The organism is Streptomyces sp. NPDC058284, from assembly GCF_042881135.1.
Classification (GTDB): Bacteria; Actinomycetota; Actinomycetes; order Streptomycetales; family Streptomycetaceae; genus Streptomyces.
The window spans coordinates 1-20,990 of the sequence record NZ_JBHVYE010000029.1; the positions used below are offsets into that span (position 1 = coordinate 1).

General features: G+C 71.5%; 25 protein-coding genes and 1 pseudogene. 17 read left to right on the forward strand and 9 right to left on the reverse strand.

Annotation, left to right across the window (positions count from 1 at the left end; translation table 11 throughout):
- Positions 1–135: 135 nt before the first annotated feature.
- Positions 136–1,236, reverse strand: coding sequence for a LacI family DNA-binding transcriptional regulator (locus ACFVYR_RS30740; RefSeq protein ID WP_384263166.1), 1,101 nt, complete (start codon positions 1,234–1,236; stop codon positions 136–138).
- Positions 1,237–1,375: 139 nt separating this feature from the next.
- Here ACFVYR_RS30740 and ACFVYR_RS30745 point away from each other — a divergent pair, with 139 nt between their 5' ends.
- Positions 1,376–2,344, forward strand: a complete 969-nt coding sequence (locus ACFVYR_RS30745; protein WP_384263163.1) for an ROK family protein — start codon at positions 1,376–1,378, stop codon at positions 2,342–2,344.
- A 91-nt stretch (positions 2,345–2,435) separates the two neighbouring features.
- On the opposite strand, the gene ACFVYR_RS30750 is transcribed toward ACFVYR_RS30745, so the two are convergent.
- From ACFVYR_RS30750 to ACFVYR_RS30760, 3 genes are all read right to left on the reverse strand, one after another.
- On the reverse strand, positions 2,436–2,519 hold the full coding sequence (locus tag ACFVYR_RS30750; protein WP_384263175.1) for a hypothetical protein: 84 nt from the start codon (positions 2,517–2,519) through the stop codon (positions 2,436–2,438).
- Positions 2,520–2,665: 146 nt separating this feature from the next.
- Complete coding sequence (locus ACFVYR_RS30755) at positions 2,666–3,889, reverse strand: low temperature requirement protein A (RefSeq protein WP_384263172.1); 1,224 nt, start codon at positions 3,887–3,889, stop codon at positions 2,666–2,668.
- A gap of 207 nt (positions 3,890–4,096) precedes the next feature.
- Positions 4,097–4,528 (reverse strand): anti-sigma factor antagonist, encoded by a 432-nt coding sequence (locus tag ACFVYR_RS30760; RefSeq protein ID WP_384263160.1) that lies wholly within the window; start codon positions 4,526–4,528, stop codon positions 4,097–4,099.
- Between the two features lie 336 nt (positions 4,529–4,864).
- Here ACFVYR_RS30760 and ACFVYR_RS30765 point away from each other — a divergent pair, with 336 nt between their 5' ends.
- Complete coding sequence (locus ACFVYR_RS30765; protein ID WP_384263157.1) at positions 4,865–5,908, forward strand: NUDIX domain-containing protein; 1,044 nt, start codon at positions 4,865–4,867, stop codon at positions 5,906–5,908.
- A gap of 108 nt (positions 5,909–6,016) precedes the next feature.
- Positions 6,017–6,397, forward strand: a complete 381-nt coding sequence (locus ACFVYR_RS30770) for a winged helix-turn-helix transcriptional regulator (RefSeq protein WP_384263154.1) — start codon at positions 6,017–6,019, stop codon at positions 6,395–6,397.
- Between the two features lie 102 nt (positions 6,398–6,499).
- Here the strand turns inward: ACFVYR_RS30770 and ACFVYR_RS30775 are convergent, their stop codons facing one another.
- Positions 6,500–7,855, reverse strand: a complete 1,356-nt coding sequence (locus ACFVYR_RS30775; RefSeq protein ID WP_384263151.1) for a dipeptidase — start codon at positions 7,853–7,855, stop codon at positions 6,500–6,502.
- Positions 7,856–7,990: 135 nt separating this feature from the next.
- Here ACFVYR_RS30775 and ACFVYR_RS30780 point away from each other — a divergent pair, with 135 nt between their 5' ends.
- Positions 7,991–9,193, forward strand: a complete 1,203-nt coding sequence (locus ACFVYR_RS30780) for a geranylgeranyl reductase family protein (protein WP_384263148.1) — start codon at positions 7,991–7,993, stop codon at positions 9,191–9,193.
- Positions 9,194–9,269: 76 nt separating this feature from the next.
- A complete protein-coding gene (locus ACFVYR_RS30785; RefSeq protein ID WP_384263145.1) occupies positions 9,270–9,797 on the forward strand; it encodes a hypothetical protein in 528 nt (175 codons plus the stop codon).
- Positions 9,798–9,849: 52 nt separating this feature from the next.
- Here ACFVYR_RS30785 and ACFVYR_RS30790 read toward each other — a convergent pair whose 3' ends face one another.
- On the reverse strand, positions 9,850–10,398 hold the full coding sequence (locus tag ACFVYR_RS30790) for a GNAT family N-acetyltransferase (RefSeq protein WP_384263142.1): 549 nt from the start codon (positions 10,396–10,398) through the stop codon (positions 9,850–9,852).
- Positions 10,399–10,408: 10 nt separating this feature from the next.
- Positions 10,409–11,629: an FAD-dependent monooxygenase gene (locus ACFVYR_RS30795; RefSeq protein WP_384263139.1), complete on the reverse strand. Its 1,221-nt coding sequence runs from the start codon at positions 11,627–11,629 to the stop codon at positions 10,409–10,411.
- 106 nt (positions 11,630–11,735) lie between these two features.
- Here ACFVYR_RS30795 and ACFVYR_RS30800 point away from each other — a divergent pair, with 106 nt between their 5' ends.
- Complete coding sequence (locus tag ACFVYR_RS30800) at positions 11,736–12,296, forward strand: TetR/AcrR family transcriptional regulator C-terminal domain-containing protein (protein WP_384263169.1); 561 nt, start codon at positions 11,736–11,738, stop codon at positions 12,294–12,296.
- A 111-nt stretch (positions 12,297–12,407) separates the two neighbouring features.
- On the opposite strand, the gene ACFVYR_RS30805 is transcribed toward ACFVYR_RS30800, so the two are convergent.
- Positions 12,408–12,905 (reverse strand): nitroreductase family deazaflavin-dependent oxidoreductase, encoded by a 498-nt coding sequence (locus tag ACFVYR_RS30805; protein ID WP_384263136.1) that lies wholly within the window; start codon positions 12,903–12,905, stop codon positions 12,408–12,410.
- A 197-nt stretch (positions 12,906–13,102) separates the two neighbouring features.
- Between ACFVYR_RS30805 and ACFVYR_RS30810 the strand changes: the two genes are divergently transcribed.
- The 11 genes and pseudogenes from ACFVYR_RS30810 to ACFVYR_RS30860 all read left to right on the forward strand — a co-directional run bounded on the left by ACFVYR_RS30810 (position 13,103) and on the right by ACFVYR_RS30860 (position 20,186).
- Positions 13,103–13,810, forward strand: a complete 708-nt coding sequence (locus tag ACFVYR_RS30810) for a TetR/AcrR family transcriptional regulator (RefSeq protein ID WP_384263133.1) — start codon at positions 13,103–13,105, stop codon at positions 13,808–13,810.
- Between the two features lie 210 nt (positions 13,811–14,020).
- A complete protein-coding gene (locus ACFVYR_RS30815; RefSeq protein WP_384263130.1) occupies positions 14,021–15,322 on the forward strand; it encodes a sensor histidine kinase in 1,302 nt (433 codons plus the stop codon).
- Positions 15,319–15,984, forward strand: coding sequence for a response regulator (locus ACFVYR_RS30820; protein ID WP_384263127.1), 666 nt, complete (start codon positions 15,319–15,321; stop codon positions 15,982–15,984). The genes ACFVYR_RS30815 and ACFVYR_RS30820 overlap by 4 nt, the downstream gene beginning before the upstream one ends.
- Before the next feature lie 108 nt (positions 15,985–16,092).
- A complete protein-coding gene (locus ACFVYR_RS30825; protein WP_384263125.1) occupies positions 16,093–16,530 on the forward strand; it encodes a recombinase family protein in 438 nt (145 codons plus the stop codon).
- A 220-nt stretch (positions 16,531–16,750) separates the two neighbouring features.
- Positions 16,751–17,989: a multiprotein-bridging factor 1 family protein gene (locus tag ACFVYR_RS30830; protein ID WP_384263122.1), complete on the forward strand. Its 1,239-nt coding sequence runs from the start codon at positions 16,751–16,753 to the stop codon at positions 17,987–17,989.
- Positions 17,990–18,185: 196 nt separating this feature from the next.
- Positions 18,186–18,539 (forward strand): hypothetical protein, encoded by a 354-nt coding sequence (locus ACFVYR_RS30835; protein WP_384263120.1) that lies wholly within the window; start codon positions 18,186–18,188, stop codon positions 18,537–18,539.
- Between the two features lie 157 nt (positions 18,540–18,696).
- A complete protein-coding gene (locus ACFVYR_RS30840) occupies positions 18,697–18,936 on the forward strand; it encodes a hypothetical protein (protein ID WP_384263117.1) in 240 nt (79 codons plus the stop codon).
- Entirely contained in the window at positions 18,933–19,244 is a 312-nt protein-coding gene (locus ACFVYR_RS30845) for a hypothetical protein (RefSeq protein WP_384263114.1), read from the forward strand. The genes ACFVYR_RS30840 and ACFVYR_RS30845 overlap by 4 nt, the downstream gene beginning before the upstream one ends.
- A gap of 4 nt (positions 19,245–19,248) precedes the next feature.
- Positions 19,249–19,449, forward strand: coding sequence for a hypothetical protein (locus ACFVYR_RS30850; RefSeq protein ID WP_384263112.1), 201 nt, complete (start codon positions 19,249–19,251; stop codon positions 19,447–19,449).
- 119 nt (positions 19,450–19,568) lie between these two features.
- Positions 19,569–19,688: pseudogene (locus ACFVYR_RS30855) on the forward strand (DNA-binding response regulator); the annotation flags it as partial.
- Between the two features lie 96 nt (positions 19,689–19,784).
- Entirely contained in the window at positions 19,785–20,186 is a 402-nt protein-coding gene (locus ACFVYR_RS30860; protein ID WP_384263108.1) for a MarR family winged helix-turn-helix transcriptional regulator, read from the forward strand.
- Positions 20,187–20,226: 40 nt separating this feature from the next.
- Here ACFVYR_RS30860 and ACFVYR_RS30865 read toward each other — a convergent pair whose 3' ends face one another.
- On the reverse strand, positions 20,227–20,970 hold the full coding sequence (locus ACFVYR_RS30865; RefSeq protein ID WP_384263105.1) for a maleylpyruvate isomerase family mycothiol-dependent enzyme: 744 nt from the start codon (positions 20,968–20,970) through the stop codon (positions 20,227–20,229).
- Positions 20,971–20,990 lie beyond the last annotated feature (20 nt).

A 20,990-nucleotide genomic window follows, 5' to 3' on the forward strand; every position in this document is an offset into this window, starting at 1 on the left:
GGGGGGACCCCCACCGAGGACTTCCCGGCGCCTTGCGATCGCACGCACCAGACGACGCCCACTGATCCGACCGGGGATATGACACAGGCTCTGAGACGCGTGCCTTGGAGCGGTCGAACGCTCAGAGCCCGTCCTTCAGCCGGCCGGTGGCAGCTCGCCCGAGCCGCGAGTGATGAGCCGCGTCGGCAGCTCGACCCGCTCCGGCGCCTCCGCGACACCGTCGAGCTGCCGGAACAGCCGCTCCGCCGCCGTCCTGCCCAGCTGCGCCGCGTCCTGCGCGACGACGGTCACGCCCGGACTCAGCAGATCCGCGAGCTCGATGTCGTCGAAGCCGACCAGCGCCACCGGGCGGTCGAGCGCGGCCAGGACGCGTACGACCGTCACCGTCACACGGTTGTTGCCCGCGAAGATCGCCGTGACCGCGCCGGGGCCGCTCAGCATCGTCTCGGCCGCCGTACGCACCCGCTCCGGATCGGTGACGCCGAGCGAGACCCACTCCTCGTCCACCGGGATGCCCGCGTCCTCCATCGCCGCACGGTAACCGCGCAGCCGTTCTATGGCGGTGTGGATGCGCGGCTGATCGCCGATGAAGCCGATGCGGCGGTGGCCGTGGGCGATGAGGTGCGCGACACCGTCCCGCGCGCCGCCGAAGCTGTCGGAGAGCACCACATCGGCGTCGATGCGGCCGGCGGGCCGGTCGACGAAGACGGTGGCGACGCCGGCGGCGATCTCCGGCTCCAGATAGCGGTGGTCGTCACCGGCCGGAATCACCACGAGCCCGTCCACGCGCCGGGCGCACAGCGCGAGCACCAGTTCCTGCTCGCGCTCGGGGTCCTCGGCGCTCGATCCGTTGATGAGCAGCGCGCCGTGCGCCCGGGCGACCTCTTCCACGGCGCGGCTCAGCGGGCCGTAGAAGGGGTCGGCGAGGTCCTCGAGGACGAGGCCGATGCTCGCGGTGCGGCCCTTGCGCAGCACGCGCGCGCTGTCGTTGCGGCGAAAGCCCAGGGCTTCGATGGCCTCCTGGACGCGGCGTTCGGTGTCGGGCGTGACGCCCGGCTCGCCGTTGACCACGCGGGAGACGGTCTTCAGGCCGACTCCCGCGCGCGCGGCGACGTCCTTCATGGTCGGCCGGTTGCCGTAACGGTTCTCGGGTCGTCGGGCGGCGGTCTCGGCCACGGTGCGCTGTCCTGTCCTGTCGTACGAAGTCGTCCACGGAGTCGTCCACGAGCTCCCCATGGGACATCCACGCTTCTTCCACGGGGGCTGTCCATGAGCATGTGGCGTCGAGCATAGGGCCTGGACAACGTTGTCAGATGCGGGGGAGACTGACCTTCGCACTCTCCGGCCTGCCGATACACCAGGAGACCCGACACAGATGCACATGGACCTCGTCGCCGCCCTCGACATCGGCGGCACCAAGATCGCCGGAGCCCTGGTGGACGGCCGCGGCCGGATCCTCCAGCGCGCGCAGCGGCCGACACCCGCGCGTGAGGACGGCGACACGGTGATGCGGGCGGTCGAGGGGGTCCTCGGCGAGCTGACCTCCGGCGAGCTGTGGGGCAGGGCGTCGGCCGTGGGCATCGGCAGCGCGGGACCCGTCGACGCGTCGGCCGGCACGGTCAGCCCCGTCAACGTCCCCGGCTGGCGCGGCTACCCGCTGGTCGACCGGGTCCGCGCGGTCACCGGCGGCCTCCCCGTCGCCCTGGTCGGCGACGGCGTGGCGATGACCGCGGCCGAGCACTGGCAGGGCGCGGCCCGCGGCCACGACAACGCGCTGTGCATGGTCGTGTCCACGGGCGTCGGCGGTGGCCTCGTCCTCGGCGGCAAGCTGCACCCGGGCCCCACCGGCAACGCGGGTCACATCGGCCACATCAGCGTGGACCTCGACGGTGACCCCTGCCCGTGCGGTGCGCGCGGCTGTGTCGAGCGGATCGCCAGTGGCCCGAACATCGCAGGCCGCGCCGTGCGGAACGGCTGGCTTCCTGGCCCCGACGGCGACACATCGGCGGCCGCGGTGGCGACCGCCGCGCGCGCCGGGGACCCGGTCGCCGTCGCTTCCTTCGAGCGGGCGGCACAGGCCCTGGCCGCGGGCATCGCCGCCACGGCCACGCTCGTCGAGATCGACATCGCGGTGATCGGCGGGGGAGTGGCGAAGGCGGGCGAGGTCCTCTTCGCGCCGCTGCGCAGGGCCCTGCGGGACTACGCCGCGCTCTCCTTCGTGCAACGGCTGACCGTGGCGCCCGCGCTGATGGGCACGGACGCGGGTCTGGTGGGAGCGGCGGCGGCCGCGCTCGACATCGAGCCGAGCGCGGCGGTGGACCTGCGGTCCGCGGTGGGCGGGTGAGGTGAGGGGGGCGACGCCTCTGCCCCGCCCCTCCCGCCTCAGCCGACTCACCCAGCCCCTACGGCCTTTGCTGAGGGTTCTCTTCTGCCCCTCAGCAACTGAGCGTGGGCTCCGCCCAGTCGCCGTGGTCCGAGTCGATACCGTCCGCGGCGTCCGTGGCGAAGAGGCGTACGATCCGGGCGCCCGCTTAGAGCCTGTCTTTGAACCCCCGTCGTCCCCGCCGTCCGACGTGACGACCTCGCCCTGTCTGCCCAACGAGTTCTGGTCGACGGCGGGGTTGCCGGTCTTGGTGCCTGCGCTGGTGTGGACGCCGAGCCCCAGTCAACTGTCCCGCGTACGGAGCTCTTCCAGCATCCGCTGCTGGTGGCGGTGGCCGACCGTTTCGTAGCCGACGACGGTGAGGAAGGGGGCGACCATGACGATCAGCAGGCACACGGCGATCGCGACTCCCGCCGCGGCCAGTACGACGGCCAGGACCAGGACGGCGAGGGTCAGGGAGATCAGGAGCAGGTGGAAGCGGTCCGCGGTGGACATCAGCAAGGTGTGCAGCAGGTAGACCATGAGCAGGAAGAGGCCGACCGGGAGCGCCAGGGACAGGACGACCGCGACATGGCCGAGTTCGGAGTGGTGCTCCAGCTTCAGGCCCGCCACGTGCAGTCCGGCGCCCGCGCCGGCGATCCCGATGAACAGCGGAATGTGACCGTAGCCGAAGAGGTACCCGCGCCCGCGGCGGTGCACGAGGATGTCACCGAAGGGCGTGGCGAAGTACACCCACCACATGCCGAAGGTCAGTCCGACGCCGGCGATGACGACGGCGATGGCGTTCCCGCTCCAGTCCATCCCGTCCGCGCCGCCGAGGAGGTCGCCGGAGGAGGCGACGGTGCCGACGACGCCCTCGCCGAGCACGATGATGGCGAACAGGCCGTAGCGCTCGGCGACATGGTGGGGGTGCCACGGCGTCCCGCCCGCGCTGCCCTGCGTGAGCACCGGCAGGCCCAGTTCCAGCGCGCCGAGCAGGACGAAGGCGATGAAGACGGCCGCGAGCGGCAGCGGGGTGAAGGCGACCACGACCCAGCCGAGCTGGGCGATCACGGTCCAGCGGATGTTCGCCCTGCCGACGTCGTGGAACGCTGCGGACTCGCGGGCGGCGCGCCACCACTGCAGGACCATCGCGACACGCATGACGATGTAGCCGATCACCATGACGCGCAGTTCGAGATGGCCCCCTTCCTCGACGGAGTGGAACATCGCCGGCAGTCCCAGGGAGAACACGACGACGCCGACCATCTGCACCATCGTCAGGGCCCGGTACAGCCAGTCGTCGGTGCCGAAGGCGGAGGCGAACCAGCTGAAGCTGATCCAGGCGACACTGATCGCGAACATCGCCAGGACGAACGCGGTGACCGCCTGCCCCGGATGCCCCTCGGCGGCCATCTCGGCGAAGTGCGAGGCGGCCGTGCCGACCGCGACCACGAAGGTCAGGTCGAACAGGAGCTCCAACGGCGAGGAGGCCCGCTCGTGCTCTTCAGGATCACGCCCGGTCATGGGCACCAGACTGTGCGCGAGCCGGCCTCTGCCGCTGGTCCTGGTACTGCCCCTGCCCGTGTCCTTACCGGTGCCGCCGGGCGGTGCGGAGTCGCTCATGGGCAGCATTATGTTCGCAGCCCCCTCGCAATCCGGTGCGCCCTGCCGGGGACCGGCCGATGGCGTACGCGGCGTCCGCCGGATCCCACGCCGGATCCCGTCGGTGCGTCAGCTCTCCCCGTCCTCCGCGGACTCCGGGGACTCCGCGGACTCCGGAGACTCCGGCGGTTCGAGCAGCGCCGCGCCGAGCGTCGGTGCCGGGGCCAGGAGTGACGTGAGGCCCGTGACCCGCATGACGCGCAGCGTCAGCGGATGGGTGCAGACGAGGCGAAGGCGGCCGCCTCTGTCGGTCACCCGACGGCGGACCCGCATCAGCAGGGCGAGGCCGGAGCAGTCGAGGAAGTCGACCTGTGTGAGGTCGATGATGACGAGCGGCTCCGGCCCCGCCGCCACGGCGTCGAGGAGCGGCGCCGATCCGTGAAAGGTGACGACGTCGATCTCGCCGTGCAGTTCGACCACGACCGCGTGGTCGAGGCCGTACACCCGAGGCGGTCGATCCGAGTCCTCGCAGGTGAATTCGCTCAGTGTGTCCTGTCGCATGTACCCCCCCAGCGCCGGGCCGAAGTGCTCCGAAAAGCGCGGCCAAGCCGAAGTGTCCGCTGTGCGAGTCACCGGGGGCCGGGGTGCCTGTGGTGAAACGCTAGCGGGGTCCGGAGCGGTTCGGAGTGCCGGAACGTTTCATGCAAGGAGTTCGCCACGCGTTGGGGTGAAGATTACGGAAGCGCCTTGACGGAATGCCTGCTGTTGAGTCAGGGGGGAAGTGTGGGGGTGGCCTGACACCCGTATGCCGCGGACCACTCCGCTCCCATCAGTGCCGGGTTTCCATGGCAGGGTGTTACGGGCAAGCCACAGGGGGCCAACAGAAGAGGGGGAACCGTGATCGTCTGGATCAACGGCACGTTCGGTGCGGGCAAGACCAGCGCCGCGCGGGAACTGATCGAGCTGATCCCGAACAGCACACTCTTCGACCCCGAGGTCATCGGCGGCGCACTGCCGTACCTGCTGCCGCCCAAGCGCCTCGACGAGGTGAGCGACTGTCAGGACCTGCCGATCTGGCGCCGCCTCGTCATCGACACCGCCGCCGCCCTGCACGCCGAGGTGGGCGGCACCCTCGTGGTGCCGATGACGCTGCTGCGCCAGGAGTACCGCGACGAGATCTTCGGCGGTCTCGCCGCGCGCAGGATCCCCGTGCGCCACGTACTGCTCGCCCCGGACGAAACGATCCTGCGCGAGCGAATATCGGGCCGCGACGTGCCCCCGGACCAGCCCGACGGGGACCTGCGCGTGCGCCAGTGGTCCTTCGACCACATCGAGCCGTACCTCGCCGCCCGCGCCGCCTGGCTGGACGCCGACGCCCACCGCATCGACACCAGCTCCCTCACCCCGTACGAGACCGCCGAACGCGTCGCCGAAGCCGTCCGCACCGAGAGCGCCTCCGTGTGCGACATCGTGCAGACCCCGGAGCCCACCTCGGAGACCCTCGCCGCGGGCGTACTGCTCTTCGACGAGCAGGACCGCGTGCTGCTCGTCGACCCGACGTACAAGGCGGGCTGGGAGTTCCCGGGCGGAGTCGTCGAGCCCGGCGAGGCTCCCGCGCGCGCGGGCGTACGCGAAGTGGCGGAGGAGACCGGCATCCGGCTCGACCGCACCCCGCGCCTGCTGGTGGCCGACTGGGAACCGCCGCAGCCGCCCGGCTACGGAGGCATGCGCCTCCTCTTCGACGGCGGCAGGCTCCAGGGCGAGGATGCCCGCCGCATGCTGCTTCCCGGCCCGGAACTGCGCGGCTGGCGCTTCGTCACCGAGCAGGAGGCCGCCGAACTCCTGCCCGCCGTGCGCTACGAACGACTGCGCTGGGCGCTGCGCGCACGCGAACGCGGCGCCGCGCTCTACCTGGAGGCGGGCGTCCCCGTCAGCGGGTAGCCATGCGCTCCGGAGCGACGCCCGCATACTCTCTTGTGGTTACCCGGGAACCATAGGAGAGTGGGCGCGTATCCGGCAGAACGCACGTTCAAGCGACCGAGGAACCCCATGGTGACCAAGCGGTACACGGGCTCGCCCGAAGACGCGGACCTGAGGCGCGCGGACTCCCTGGCGCGGGAGATCTTCTCGGACGTCGCCAACAAGTGGGCGTTCCTGATCATCGAGGCCCTCGGCGAACGGACGCTGCGCTTCAGCGAGTTGCGGAACGAGGTCGAGGGCGTCAGCCACAAGATGCTCACCCAGAACCTGCGCATGCTGGAGCGCTACGGCCTGGTCGAGCGGACCGTCCACCCCACGGTGCCGCCCCGGGTCGAGTACACCCTCACCGAGCCGGGCCGGGCCCTGCGCGCCACGGTCGACGGAATGTGCGGCTGGACGCACCAGTACCTCGGTCACATCGAGGCCGCCCGCCGCCGCTTCGACACCTGACGTTCCTTGCCGCGCGGTACGCGGATTCAGTACCCGGCACGCCGGGCGGGGCCGGGGCGGGCGCTCGGCTGCCGGCCATGCGCCCGCCCCGGTCGGAGCCGGTCAGCTCGCCGCGTACTTCCGCAGGAACAGCGCCTCGGCCACCGAGAGCCGCTCGAGCTCCTGCGGCGACACGCTCTCGTTCACCGCGTGGATCTGCGCCTCCGGCTCGCTCAGGCCGATCAGCAGGATCTCGGCCCGCGGGTAGAGCGCCGAGAGGGTGTTGCAGAGCGGGATCGAGCCGCCCTGGCCCGCGTACTGCATCTCCTCGCCCGGGTACGCCTCGCTCATCGCCTCGGCCATCGCCGCGTACGCCGGGCTCGTCGTGTCCGCGCGGAACGGCTGGCCCTGACCGATCTGCTCCGTGCGTACCCGCGCGCCCCACGGAGTGTGCGCCTCCAGGTGCGCCCGCAGCAGCTTCGTCGCCTCGGCGGCGTCCACGCCCGGCGGCACCCGCAGACTGATCAGCGCCCGCGCCGCCGCTTGCACCGACGGCGTCGCACCGACCACCGGCGGGCAGTCGATGCCGAGGACCGTGACGGCGGGGCGGGCCCAGATGCGGTCGGCGACGGTGCCCTCACCGATGAGTTCGACGCCGTCGAGGACCTTCGCGTCCTTGCGGAACGAGGCCTCCTCGTACTGCAGTCCGTCCCAGGCGGCGTCGCTCGTCAGACCGTCGACCGTCGTCGAACCGTCCTCGGCGCGCAGCGAGTCCAGCGTGCGCACCAGTGCGCCGAGCGCGTCCGGGGCGGCGCCGCCGAACTGCCCGGAGTGCAGGTTCCCTTCGAGGGTGTCGACGCTGACGCGGACGAGCGTCATGCCGCGGAGCGTCGACGTCACCGTCGGCAGACCGACCCGGAAGTTGCCCGCGTCACCGATGATGATCGTGTCGGCGGCGAGCAGCTCGGGGTGTTCCTCCGCGTACCGCTCGAGGCCGCCCGTGCCCTGCTCCTCCGACCCCTCCGCGATCACCTTCACGTGCACGGGGACGCCGCCGTTCGCCTTCAGGGCGCGCAGCGCGAGCAGGTGCATGATGACGCCGCCCTTGCAGTCGGCGCTGCCCCGGCCGTACCAGCGGCCGTCGCGCTCGGTCAGCTCGAAGGGCGGCGTGGCCCACGCGGCCTCGTCGAGCGGCGGCTGCACGTCGTAGTGCGCGTAGAGGAGGACCGTCGGCGCGCCCTCGGGGCCCGGCAGGAAGCCGTACACCGACTGCGTGCCGTCCGGGGTGTCGAGCAGCGCGACGTCCTGGAAGCCCTCGGCGCGCAGCGCGTCCGCGACCCACCCGGCCGCGGCCTCGCTCTCGCTCTTCGGGAACTGGTCGAAGTCCGCCACCGACTTGAAGGCCACCAGTTCGGTGAGCTCCGCCTTCGCCCTCGGCATCAGTGAGGCGACGGTCTCGGCGATCGGATCCGGCGACATGGGCACGCTCCTCATAGGTGCGACGTTGTACATGTGGGTAGATGTGATCCTCCCACAGGAGGGGCCCGCGGGCCTCCGCCGTAGGATGCCTGAGGAAAGCGCGGCCAACAGCGGGATCAGGAGCGGTAGACCAACGTGAGCAGCGAGAACTCAGCGGACGACACCCGGCACGTGTGGGACGTCGTCGTGGTCGGAGCCGGCCCCGCCGGGGCCTCCGCGGCCTATGCGGCAGCCGTCGCGGGACGCACGGTGCTCCTTCTGGAGAAAGCCGACATCCCGCGCTACAAGACGTGCGGCGGCGGCATCATCGGCCCTTCGCGCGACTCGCTGCCGCCCGGCTTCGAACTGCCTCTGCGGGACCGCGTGCACGCGGTGACGTTCTCCCTCGACGGCAAGTACACGCGCACCCGCCGCTCCCGCCAGATGCTCTTCGGGCTCGTCAACCGCCCCGAGTTCGACCAGCAGCTCGTCGAGCACGCCCAGAAGGCGGGCGCCGAGCTGCGCACCGGTGCCACCGTCGCGCGCGTGGAGCAGCACGGCCCCGAGGTGCCCGACCGGCGCACCGTGGCCGTCGTGCTGCAGGGCGGCGAGAGGGTCCTCGCGCGCGCCGTCGTCGGTGCCGACGGCAGCGCCAGCCGCATAGGGGCACATGTCGGCGTGAAGGTCGACCAGGTCGACCTCGGCCTGGAGGCCGAGATCCCGGTGCCGGAGACCGTCGCGGAGGACTGGGCCGGACGGGCGCTCATCGACTGGGGGCCGATGCCGGGCAGTTACGGCTGGGTCTTCCCCAAGGGCGACACCCTCACCGTCGGCGTGATCTCCGCGCGCGGCGAAGGCGCGGCCACCAAGAGGTACTTGGAGGACTTCATCGCCCGGCTCGGCCTCGCGGGCTTCGAGCCGAGCATCTCCTCGGGGCACCTGACGCGCTGCCGCAGTGACGACTCGCCGCTCTCGCGCGGCCGGGTCCTGGTCTGCGGTGACGCCGCGGGACTCCTGGAGCCGTGGACCCGCGAGGGCATCTCCTTCGCGCTGCGCTCCGGCCGGCTCGCGGGGGAGTGGGCCGTGCGGATCGCGGAGGCGCACGACGCGGTGGACGCCCGCCGCCAGGCGTTGAACTACGCCTTCGCCGTCAAGGCGGGCCTCGGCGTGGAGATGAGCGTCGGGCGCCGCCTGCTCAAGGCCTTCGAGCGCCGCCCCGGCATGGTGCACACGGCGATCACGACCTTCCGCCCCGCGTGGAACGCGTTCGCGAGGATCACGCGCGGCTCGACGACGCTGGCCGAGCTGGTCCGCACCCACCCCATGGTGGGCCGTGTCTTGCAGGCACGGGAACGCTAGACGACGCGGGCCCCCGCGCACGAGGTGATGACGGCGGCGCAGCTGTCGTCGGGATATCGGGAGAAGTGAGCAACACATGGCCATGATCGGCCTGTTCTGGATCGCCGAGGGCGACGTGTACGTGGGCGCGAAGCCGTCCGGTCTGGCTCCCGGGGTACGCCTGACCCCGCAGGGGGTGGTGGCCCTCGGCGACGGTCAGTCCGGTCTCCACCCGTGGGAGGACGTGCACGCCCTGACGGTGGCGGACGTCCCGGTGAAGTCCCTGATGCGGCGGGTCGGCGCGGTCACGTCCGTGGCTCTGGGAACGGTCAAGGAGCTTGCCCTGCCCATGAGCCCCGGCCGGGTGGACGAGGCCGCGGCGATGATGACGGTACGCGTGGCATCGGCGCGCGGCGAGTACGAGCTGAGCGCCTACGTAGCCGCGGCCATCGGCTACCCCCAGACCGAGGTCGACCTCTCCCGCGCCCTCCTGTCCCGCCTCACGGAGGGCGCCGCGACGATGGAGACGACGCTGGCGGCCATGTCGGAGTGGGGCCGCGCGCGGGAGGGCGGAACGCCTCGCGGCGCGGAGCGGGAGAGGCTGCTGCGGGAGTGGGCGAGCTAGCCGGCCGATTCGGTGAGCGGCTTCTTGCGCGCAGGGCAGGAGAAGCGGTGGCTCAAGCGGGCTGCGGGACGGGGAACCGGATGCCCATCCACTGTTCGGCGCCCCACGCCTCGTACCGTTGCACCTCGGTGAAGCCCAGCTTCGCCGCGAGACGCATCGAGCGGTCGTTGGCGGTCTGGGTGCAGAGGACCACCGGTTCGCCGGGCAGCGCGCGGGCGCACCAGTCGAGCGCGGCGGCGCACGCCTCCGCGGCGTATCCGTGTCCCCACGCGCGCGGCAGGAGCAGATAGCCAAGTTCGGCCTCTCCGGCTTCCGGACGTGCAGGGGTCCGGGGCTCCGCGTCGCGCCGTTTGAACTCGACAGTGCCGATCATCGCTCCGTCGCGTTCGATCACGAAGAGGCCGGGGCGCCGCCCGGGGACCGCGGGCATCGCGCGCTCGAGCTCCTCGCGCGGCCGAGGGCCACCGATGTAGGTGCCCACCTCCGGCGACGCGAGCAACTCGACGAACGCCGCCCGATCCCCGCCCTCGGACTCGCGGAGCATGAGCCGTTCGGTCCGTATCGGGGCGGGTGGCCAGGTGACGGGTCCGAGTTCAGCCATGCCGGTGAACCTAGCAGCCCGCCTGCGCCCGGCTCGGGGGAAGCTGCCAGTCGCCGCCGCGGTCCTCCTTCGACCAGCGCGCGGCGAGGTCGGGGATGTGCAGGAAGCAGGCCAGCGCGGTGATCGTCTGGAAGGCCTCTATGGCGCCCCGGGTCATCGGCATGCCCAGGCGCAGGAGCCGCGGATTGACCTCGGCCTGGATCTCGTTGACGAAGGGCCGCAGCACGGTGTCGTAGTTCGCCAGTGCCGTAGGCAGATCGTCCGGGTGCCGGTTGATCTCGTCGGCCAGGACGCACGCGCCGACCAGGCCGCCGGAGACTCCCATGCCGCTATAGGGGGAAGCGCAGTGCGCGGCGTCCCCGGCCAGGACCACGCGGCCCTTGGACCAGGTGTCGGTGCGCACCTGTGCGATCTCCTGGGAGTAGAAGAAGGGACTGGTCCCCATGCCCTCGATGAAGCGCCCGGTCTGCCACCCGGCGTCGCGGAACCTGTTCGCCCAGAACTCCCGCTGACGTTCGACGGACGCCCGATGGATCGCCGAGGCTTCCTCCGATGCCTCTCGCAGCACGAAGTAGGCCTGCGTCTCGGTCGGGTTGTGGCTGCGGCGCATGATCTGACGGCCACCCGGGGCCATATAGGTGTCCCGGATGTCGCTGTCGGAATCGATGCGCGGGACGAACCAGTACGCCATGTGGATGCCGACCCGCCAATACGGGTCGAAGCCCTCCGGGAGCATTCCTTGACGGATGCGTGATCCCTGTCCGTCCGCGCCGACCAGGAGGTCGAACGCGCCGGACGACCCGTCGGAGAAGTGCGCGACGACGTGGTGCTCGTCCTGCTCGAAACCGCTCACGCTGTTGCCGAAGACGTACTCGACGTCGTGCTTGGTCGCGTCGTGGAGGATGCGTACCAGGTCGCCACGCATGATCTCGTACTCGGACGTCAGTGTCTGGCGGCCCCGCCCGGAGGTGTTGGCCATGATCGTCGCCCGGGCCCTGCCGCGGGCGTGGACGAAGGCGACGCCCTTCTCGTCCACGAGTCTGTCCCGGACGTCGTCGAGAAGCCCCATGCGGCGGACGGCCTCGATGCCCTGGCCCCGCAGGTCGACCTGGGCGCCGGTGGCCCGCAGTGCGGGGAAGCGTTCGACGACGGTCACGCGGTGGCCGCCCCTCGTCAGCCAGAAGGCCAGCGCCTGCCCCGCGACTCCGCCGCCGGCGATGAGGATGCGCAAGGGCCGCGTCCTTGAACCCTGTCTCATGTGCGCTCACCCCAAAATCTATCAGTGAATGATTCCGCTCAGAGTTCTCTATCGGCGATAGATTGTCAACGTGACGAAGATGAACCGTGAGACCGTGGTCTCCGAGGCGCTCGACCTGCTCGACGAGGTGGGCCTGGATGCCGTCAGTACGCGGCGACTGGCGAAGCGTCTGGGCGTCGAACAGCCCTCGCTGTACTGGTACTTCCGCACCAAGAAGGACCTCCTGGCCGCCATGGCGCAGGCCGCGATGGCGCCCCATGCGAACGCGCCGCTGCCGATGCCCGGGGACGACTGGCGCGAATGGTTCCTGGCGAACACCCGCAGTTTCCGGCGCACCCTGCTGATGCGTCGCGACGGCGCGCGCCTCCACGCCGGCTCCACGCCCACCGCGGACCTCGACCGGATCCGCCACAAGCTGGCTTTCCTGGTCGACTCCGGCGTGCCCGAGCGCGACGCGCAGATGACGATGCTGGCGGCCGGCCGCTTCACGGTCGGCAGCGTCCTGGAAGAACAGGCGGACTCCGGTCCCGGCGCCGGCCCGGACCTGCCGGACGACATGCCACGCGTCGATCCCGAATCGGCGTTCGAGGCGGGACTCCGCCTCATCGTGGACGGCTTGGCCCCGCGCGTCATGGCGTAGGGGCCGGGCCGGGGCGTCCGCCACGTCGGATCGTGTGCTGAGCGGGCATGGTCTCTGGCGGGCGGCCGGCAGGGTCTGGGCCGGGCCGTCGGCCCCGGCCTCGCTCTGGCGCTACTTGCGCACGGTGATCCGGAAGACGGGGTGGTCCGGTGCGACCGCCAGGATCTCCTCGTCGGAGGAGTCGGAGGTCACGCCCTGGAAGTACTCGTTGACCTGCCAGCCCCAGCGCTCCAGATAGCCGCGCAGAACCGGCAGCTTCTCCGCGTCGGGCACCTCCGCGGCGCTGAACACCCGCATTTTGCGCCCCACCCGCAACTCTCCGCCGCCGGCCGCACGCATATTGCGCACCCACTGCGAGTGCCCGCGCGCCGATACGAGGTACTGGCACCGGTCGCCGTCGTGCGTGTACGGGTTGACCGGCACGCGCTGCATCTGGCCGCTCTTGCGGCCCCGCACGGAGAGCTCGGCGCTGCCCGCCAGGCTGACGCCGTGCCGTGCCAGCCAGCCGATCACGCCGTTGAGCCGGACGTTGAGGCGGCTGCCTGCCAGGTAGTACGGGGGGCGCGTGGGCCGGGTCGAAGCGGAGGAGGTGGTGGCTGTCGACGACATGGTGCTCTCCCGTGGCTTGGTGGGGCGGGCGGCTCTCGGAGCAGTGCTCTCGGATCAGTGCTACTTGTCGAGAGCACTGCTCTCGCCTGAGAGCAGTGTGCACCAGTTCGCCACTCCAAAGCAAGAGCAGTGCTCTCTATCGTGTGCGCCGCACGCAACCGCGTGCACCGCTTCCACCCCATGACACACTGACCCGCATGACCAGCAGCGTCGGCGCCACCAAGGGCGCCCGGGCCCGTGCCCGCGAAGAAGTGACCGCCGCGATCAAGGACGAGGCACGCAGACAGCTGGCCGCCGACGGCGCGGCCAAGCTCTCCCTGCGCGCCGTAGCCCGAGAGCTCGGCATGGCGTCGTCCGCGCTCTACCGCTACTTCCCGAGCCGCGACGACCTCCTGACCGCACTCATCATCGACGCGTACGACTCCCTCGGCGCCGCCGCCGAGGCCGCGCACGCGGACGCCTCCGGGCAAGAACCCCTTCGCCGGTGGACCGTGATCTGTGAGGCGGTGCGGGCCTGGGCGCTGGAGCATCCGCATGAGTACGCGCTCGTCTACGGCTCGCCCGTCCCCGGATACAGCGCGCCCGACTCGACCGTTCGGGCTGCCGCGCGCGTGGGGCAGTTGCTCATCGGCGTCGTGCGCGACGCCCATCAAGGCCGGGGACTCGCCGTTCAGCCGGTGCGGGGCGCGCTGCGCACCGAGGGGGAGCGGATCGCGGCGGATGTCGCGCCCGATCTGCCACCGGCTGCGATCACGGCGCTGGTCGCGGCGTGGGCGCAGCTGTTCGGGCTGGTGAGCTTCGAGGTGTTCGGGCAGTACAACCGCCTAGTTGAGGACCGCTCGCCGTTCTTCGCGCACGCGGTGACGCAACTCGGCCATGGTGTGGGCCTGTTGCCGCAGAGTTGAGGCGCGGCTCGGGACTGGCCGAGGTCATGGACGAGCCAGGAGTGCCCGCGTGGCGACGACGGATGTCCGCGTCCACTTGTCGGCCGGGGTCGCCCGCCGGCCGTGACATCCCGACGGCGCCGTACGCCCACAGCTACTCCCGCGGGAGTACGCGTGATCACCACGCCCGTCGGACGCCCGTCCGAGCCCTCGCGGTCTAGCGTTGCCGTCATGGACGACCAGCGCGAACGCAGGACCGGCGGCCCGGCCCCGGCGTGGGGCGGGCCACCGATGTGGCGACAAGGCCCGCCTTGGTGGAACCCACGGAACCCATGGGATTCCGCGACCGGGGAGCGGACAGAGCGGCGGCGGCTGCCCTGGCTGACGACCTTCCTGCTCACCGCGTTCGTGCAGATCGGTTCCGGCTTCGCCGAGCACGGCCAGCCCGGCCGCGAACCGCTCAACCCCTACGCGAGGGTGCTGCTCTTCCTGGCCACGGCGGTCCTCCTGCTGCGCCACCGCCACCCCGTGCCCGTCGTGTTCGCCACCGCCGGGCTCACGCTGGTCTACGTCGGCGCCGGGTTGCCGTACGGCCCCGTCCTCCTGGCGGTCGCGGTGGCTTGCTTCACCGCGCTCGTCGCGGGGCACCGGCGCGCGGGCTGGGGGGCCGTCGGCGGGCTCTGGGCCGGGCATCTGCTGATCGCGCACTGGCTGTACCGCTGGCTGCCGCCCGGCGACGACGGTGCCCGCCCGTGGGCCGAGGAGATCGCGGGCGCCGTCTGGGTCGTCGCGATCATCGCCGTGTCCGAGCTCGGCCGCGTACGCCGTGAGCAGTGGGTCAAGGAGCGCGCCGAGCGTGCTCGGGCCGCCGGGCGGCGCGCGGACGAGGAGCGGCTGCGGATGGCGCGGGAGCTGCACGACGTCCTCGCGCACAGCATCTCCGTCATCAACGTCCAGGCGGGCGTCGGCCTGGCCCTGCTCGACTCCGACCCGGAAGCGGCCCGCACCGCACTGACCACCATCAAGGCCGCGAGCAAGGAGGCGCTGGGCGAGGTGCGCCAGGTCCTCGACACCCTGCGCGCGCCGGGGGACGCGCCCCGCGCCCCGGCGCCCGGTCTGGACCGGCTGCCCGAACTCGTCGAGCAGGCGGCAAGCGCGGGCCTCACCGTCGACGTCACCACCGAAGGCGCCACCGGGAAGCTGCCGCCCGGTGCGGACCTCGCCGCGTTCCGCATCGTCCAGGAGGCGCTGACGAACGTCGTACGCCACTCCGGTTCACGCCACGCGCGCGTGCTGGTGCACCAGGAGGCGGCCTCGCTCACCCTGCGCATCGACGACGAAGGACCGTCCACCGGCGCCGACGCGGGCGGCAGCGGCAACGGACTCGCCGGGATGCGGGAGCGTGCCGCCGCCCTCGACGGCACGATCGAGGCGGGCCCGCGGCCCGACGGCGGCTTCCGCGTGACCGCCGTGCTTCCCTTGGCGGCGGGCCGTGAACCAAGGGCCCGCACCGCACCTCGGGAGGACCAGTGATCCGCGTACTGCTCGCCGACGACCAGTCCCTGGTCAGGGCAGGCTTCAAGGCGCTACTCGGCGCGCAGCCGGACATCGAGGTCACGGGTGAGGCCGCCGACGGCGAACAGGCCGTGCGGATGGTGCGCGAACTGCGTCCCGACGTCGTTCTGATGGACATCCGCATGCCGTTGCTCGACGGTCTCGCCGCCACCCGCCGGATCACCGGCGAGCCCGGCCTCGACGACGTGAAGGTGGTCATGCTCACCACCTTCGAACTGGACGAGTACGTCTTCGAGGCGATCCGTTCCGGGGCCTCCGGCTTCCTGGTCAAGGACACCGAGCCGGACGAACTCCTGCGGGCGGTGCGGGCGGTGGTCGACGGGGACGCGCTGCTCTCGCCGGGCGTGACGCGCCGCCTCATCGCCGAGTTCGCGGCGCGCTCCAAGGAACCTGCGGCCGTCGGTGCCCTCGGTGAACTGACAGAGCGGGAACGCGAGGTGATGGCCCTGGTCGGCATCGGTCTCTCCAACGAGGAGATCGCCCGCCGCCTCGTGGTCAGCCCGCTCACCGCGAAAACGCACGTCTCACGTGCGATGACGAAGCTGGGGGTACGCGACCGCGCTCAGATGGTCGTGATCGCGTACGAGTCGGGCCTTGTGCGCCCCGGCTGGTTGGGCTGACAGGGCCCGCCCCCGGCGCACCTAGGTAGACCGCTGCCTAGGTCGCGCGAACAACCCGGCTCACGGGGCGCACAACGCGCCTAGGCAACAGACCTAGGAGCACCACCCGTGAAGTCCGTCATCATCTACGTCCGCGTAAGCCATGCCGACCAGGCTTCTGTGTCGGCCGAGGCGCAGGTACGAGAGTGCCAAGACCACTGCGACCGCAACGGGTGGCGCGTGGTCGGAACCTTCGTGGACAAGAACGTGTCCGGGGCTGGCGAGTGGGCGACGCTCCGCCGCGCAGCGGACACGCTGGACGAGCTGGCCGCCCTGGAGGACGCGGCGGCCGACGCTCCCGCGACCGTGCCGGGCTCGAAGGGACAACCGGTCGCGAACCCGCTGTTCGCCGAGATCCGCGCACACGGGACGACCTACGGAGCGCTGACGCGGGCCCTCAAACTTCCCACCGAGGCCAAGGAGTTGGCCAAGGTGACGACGGCCGAGCGCGGACACCTGGACCCGCACACGAAGGCTCTGCGAGCCGCACGAGCACGGCACGGCTGACCGCGAACGAGCGGGCGCAGAACGCAGCGCGTGGCGATGCACTGGGGGTGACGTCGTCATGTGACCCTCTCGGGAGCAAGGCCCCGGAGTCGGACCACGTTGGACGTGGTTGGCTCCGGGGCCTTGTTCTGTTTTCCGGGGCCTGGCCCGTGATCCCCTGCCGCTGGACGGCTTCGCGCCGTACGCTGGCCACAAGGGCTTGACACCAGGGAGCTACCCCATGACGGACGCACTTCCCGAGGACGCAACGACCGGCGAGCGGATCAAGTACCACCGCGAGCGGGCAGGTATGAGCCGCCCTGTACTCGCGGGGCTCTGTGGCCGTGGGCCGGACTGGCTGAAGAAGATTGAGACCGGGAAGCGGCAACTCCACAACCATGGGCTACTCGTCCGTCTCGCGAGCGCGCTCAAGCTCTCGGACCTGTCGGTTCTGACGGGCGACCCGTCGCCCCGCCCTGTGGCTCCTGGCGGGAAGCTGATGCTTACGGCCGCGAGCGGCGTACGTGACGCCGTGCGGGGCTCGTTGTTCCAGTCCGGGCCGCAGGTGCTCGGTACGTCTGTGGACGTGCTGAAGGGCCGCGTCGCTGAGGCGTGGACCCTGTGGCACGCGTCCCGCTTCCAGCGCACCGAGGTAAGCGCGCTGCTGCCCGCGCTCATCCGCGACGCCCAGGTTCTCCCCCACCAACTAGAAGGCCCGGCAAGGCGCGAGGCGTACGCGGCTCTCGCCGAGGTCTACCACCTGGCGCAGCAGGTGACCGCGTACAGCGTCGAGGCCGAGCTGTACTGGATCATCGCGGACCGGGGTCGTACCGCCGCGCAGGACGCAGACAACCCGCTGAGCCTCGCCGGAGCCGCCTGGACGTTCGGGAACGGGCTCCGCGAGAACGGGTACGCCGAGGAGGCCGTACAGGTCGTGGCCGAGGCCGCCGACGCGCTCCGGCCGAGGCTCGAAGACGGCTCCGACGACCTCCGGGGCATGTTCGGGGCTCTGCACCTTCACGCGGCCGTGACGTGCGCCCGTGAGGGCCGCGAGGGCGACGCGTGGCGGCACTGGGACGAGGCCGACCGCACCGCCGACCGGCTGCCCAACGGGTACGTCCACTCGTGGACCGTGTTCGGGCGGGCGAACACCGACTTCCACGGCGTGAGTGTCGGCGTGGACCTCCGGACTCCGGGGCTCGCGATGACGCGCGCCGAGTCCATCGACCTGGCCGCCATGCCGAGCGTGGAACGCCGCTCCCGCGTGCTCGTGGAGCTGGCCCGCGCGCAGCGCCAACGGAAGGACCTCGCGGGCGCGGTGCACTGGCTGAAGCGGGCGCAAGAGGCGTCGCCGGAGACGGTCCGCTACACCCCTTCGGCGCGCGGGCTCGCGTACGACCTCGCGAAGGACAGTCGGGGGCCGCTCCGCTCCGACGCGCAGCAACTCGCCGACGAGGTAGGGGTACTGGCCGCCGCGTAGGGGGACAGGCGAGGCACGGGGACAGTTCGGCCCTAACGTAGGGTCACCTCCCGCTTACGGTCGTCGAATGACGACGCGAGCGACTAGGACGACCGGGCGGGCGAAGGAGAGTCCCGCGCAGCGACTCAAGCGGGGCGAGGCCGCGCTAGGCGGACTTCAAGCCGCGCTCGCTCGCGCGGGAATCAAGCTCCCCTCGTTGCGACTTGATACGACGAGTTTCGAGAGCGGGCCGATCCTGGTGGATCTCGCGCGCTGCAACATCGAGACGGCCGAGGCGCTGACGGCTGCGATCCTCGCGGGCCTGCCGAAGCCCACGGTCCCCGACGAGGAGACTGACGACAACCCCGACCTGTACCCGCCTACCGGCTCCCGGGTGGTGGACCTGCGTACGTCCAGCATCGGCAAGGTCGAGCACATCGCGAAGGGGCTCGTCCACGTCGTCCCCGAGGACGGCGGCGAGCCGTGGGACGCGCCGCCCGAAAGTCTCCGGACCGTGTCCACCCGCGACGCCGATCACGTCCGGACGACGGACGGGGGCGGGCCGTGCTGAGAATCGCGGTGTACGAGATCAAGCCTGACGGGACGCGCACCGAGCCGCACGACGTGGTGGAGGTGAAGCCGGACCCGGCCGACGGGCTACCCGACGTGTCGGCCCGCTGGCCAAAGTGCACGTGCCCGCAACACCGCCGCCGCGAGGAGGGGACGCGGTGAGCGTGCGGGGCGTGCTGCGGTTCGTGACCCACCGAATCACCGAGCACCCGGACGTACCCGCCGCCTACTCCGCGACGTGCAAGGCGTGCGGCTGGAGCACGGGCCCGGAGCCCGACGCGGCCCCCGTGGACGTGGCGTGTCTGGAGCACGCGGGCCGGTCCGGTCACCGCGCGTTCCGGCGGCTCCGGGGGTCGGATGCGTTCGTGGTCCGTGAGGACGAGAAGGACGCGAAGTGACCGAGAAGGCAGGGAAGTTCGTGAACAGTCTTCGAGCGCTTCGGCTGCTGCCCGGACACCGCGTCCAGCACGAGGGCGAGTGGCTGACCGTGGCCCACACGACCGACACTCACGGCGTCACCGGGACGCCCCGCGTGCGGATCTCGTGGGAGGAGCCCGGACACCTGCCGCTGACGGTCCATGCGGCCGAACTGCTGACGGTGGGGATGGATGAGTTCGTGGACTTCCGCGAGCCGCTTCGCGAGCACCGCTCGGAGGTGGCCGAGCTGCCCGAGGGGCCGCCCGTCCGCGAGCGACGGAGCGCGTAGGGCTGTGGCTGACGTACTGCTGTGGCGCGAGCCGGACGGGATCTTTCTCGTCTACGCGAAGGGCAACGGTCGGCCCCTGGGGACGTTCTACGCGGAGCCTGACGGGTGGTGGGTCGTGAACCTCGCGAACGGCCGGACGTTCCAGACCTGGGGGCCGAACGCGGACCCTGACGAGATCACGCGGCGGCTCGTCCGCAAGCGCTGACACGGCGCGGCGGCGTGGCCTGTAGCCCGCCCCCGTGGGCGTCCCCGTGCCGCCGTACTACGCCACGAGTAGTACCCGCGCTGAGCTGGCCGAAGGCCCGGTATCCTCGTCAGTCCAAGCCTGGGTGCGTCAAGACGCACGTGAGCAGGGCCATGGTGAAGCTGGGCGCCCGCGACCGCGCCCAACTCGTCGTCCTTGCCTATGAGTCGGGCCTGGTCCGGCCGGGCTGGCTGGGCTGACTGCGCAGGTGCGCGCAGGAGCTGGGACGCATGTAATTGCATGTGCATTTAATGCCGGTGCAACAAACCCGCGCGATTCTGCTACCGTGCGATGCCATGGCGGCGAAAACAGCCGAGCAGGGGCTCGTGGACCAATGGCGCGACATTCTCGCGGTGCATGCGCGCACACTGTGCGAACTCGACCGTGAGCTCCACCCGCACGGCCTCGGGGCGAGTGACTTCGAGGTCCTCGACGTACTGGCCGAAGGGTCGTCGGACGACGGCGGCTGTTCGTTCCGGGTGCAGGAGATCTCCGCGCAGGTCCACCTGAGCCAGAGCGCGCTCTCCCGCCTCATCGGGCGTCTGGAGAAGGACGGCCTCGTCGAGCGCGGAATGTGCAGCGAGGACCGTCGCGGCGTGCGCGTCTCCCTCACCGGCAAGGGACGCGCCCTCCACGCCGAGGTGCGGCCCCTGCAGCGGGCGGTCCTGAAGCGGATGCTCGACGGCTCCATGAGCTGAGCGGCGGCGCGCCCCGCGACCGATCCGCGGGCCGGTGCCATCAGCCCATGACGATCGCGGACCTCTCCCGCCACAGCGCCGCCAGCGAGCGGTCGCCCGTGACCTCCGGGAACGGCAGCCGGTTCCACAGCGCCAGATAGAGGCGGGCCGCCGGCCCCGACACCTCGCAGTCCGCGGGCGCCGTCGCGCCGCGCTCGGTGACCGGTGGTCCCTCGGAGAGGCGTACGGTCCATGTCCGCTCGTCCGGCGCGTCCGTGGCCCGCACCCGCAGTACGCGCGGTTCCGCGCTGCGGACCCGGCTCTTCTGCCGCGCGTGGAAGCCGAGCAGCAACTCCTCGATGCCGTTCACGGCGAACTCGGCGCCGATCGGTGACGGTGTGCCGCCGCGCGCGGACTCGGCGTCCACCCGGTGGATGGTCGTCTCGTTCGCCTGCCGCCGGGCCCAGAAGGCCAGGGGGGAAGCGGCGGGCAGGAACGCCCAGCACTCGACGTCGGGCGGCGCAGCGGTGAGCGTCGCGACGAGCGCGGCGTGCCCCTCGCGGAACCACTCGACGAGCGCCTCGCCGTCGAGGTCGGGGAGTTCACCGCCGAGCCGGTACGACGTGCGCCGTTCGGCGACGAAGGCCGCGGCCCAGCGGTGGACCATCCCCGTGTGCTGCAGCAGGTCCCGCACCTGCCAGTCGGGGCAGGTGGGAACCTTGGTGTCGGGCCCCGCCTCGGCGGCGGCCTTGGCCAGCAACTGGCCTTCCCTGTCCACCACTTGGATGTGCTCGGAAATATCCATAGGGCGAAGTGTGTCGGATG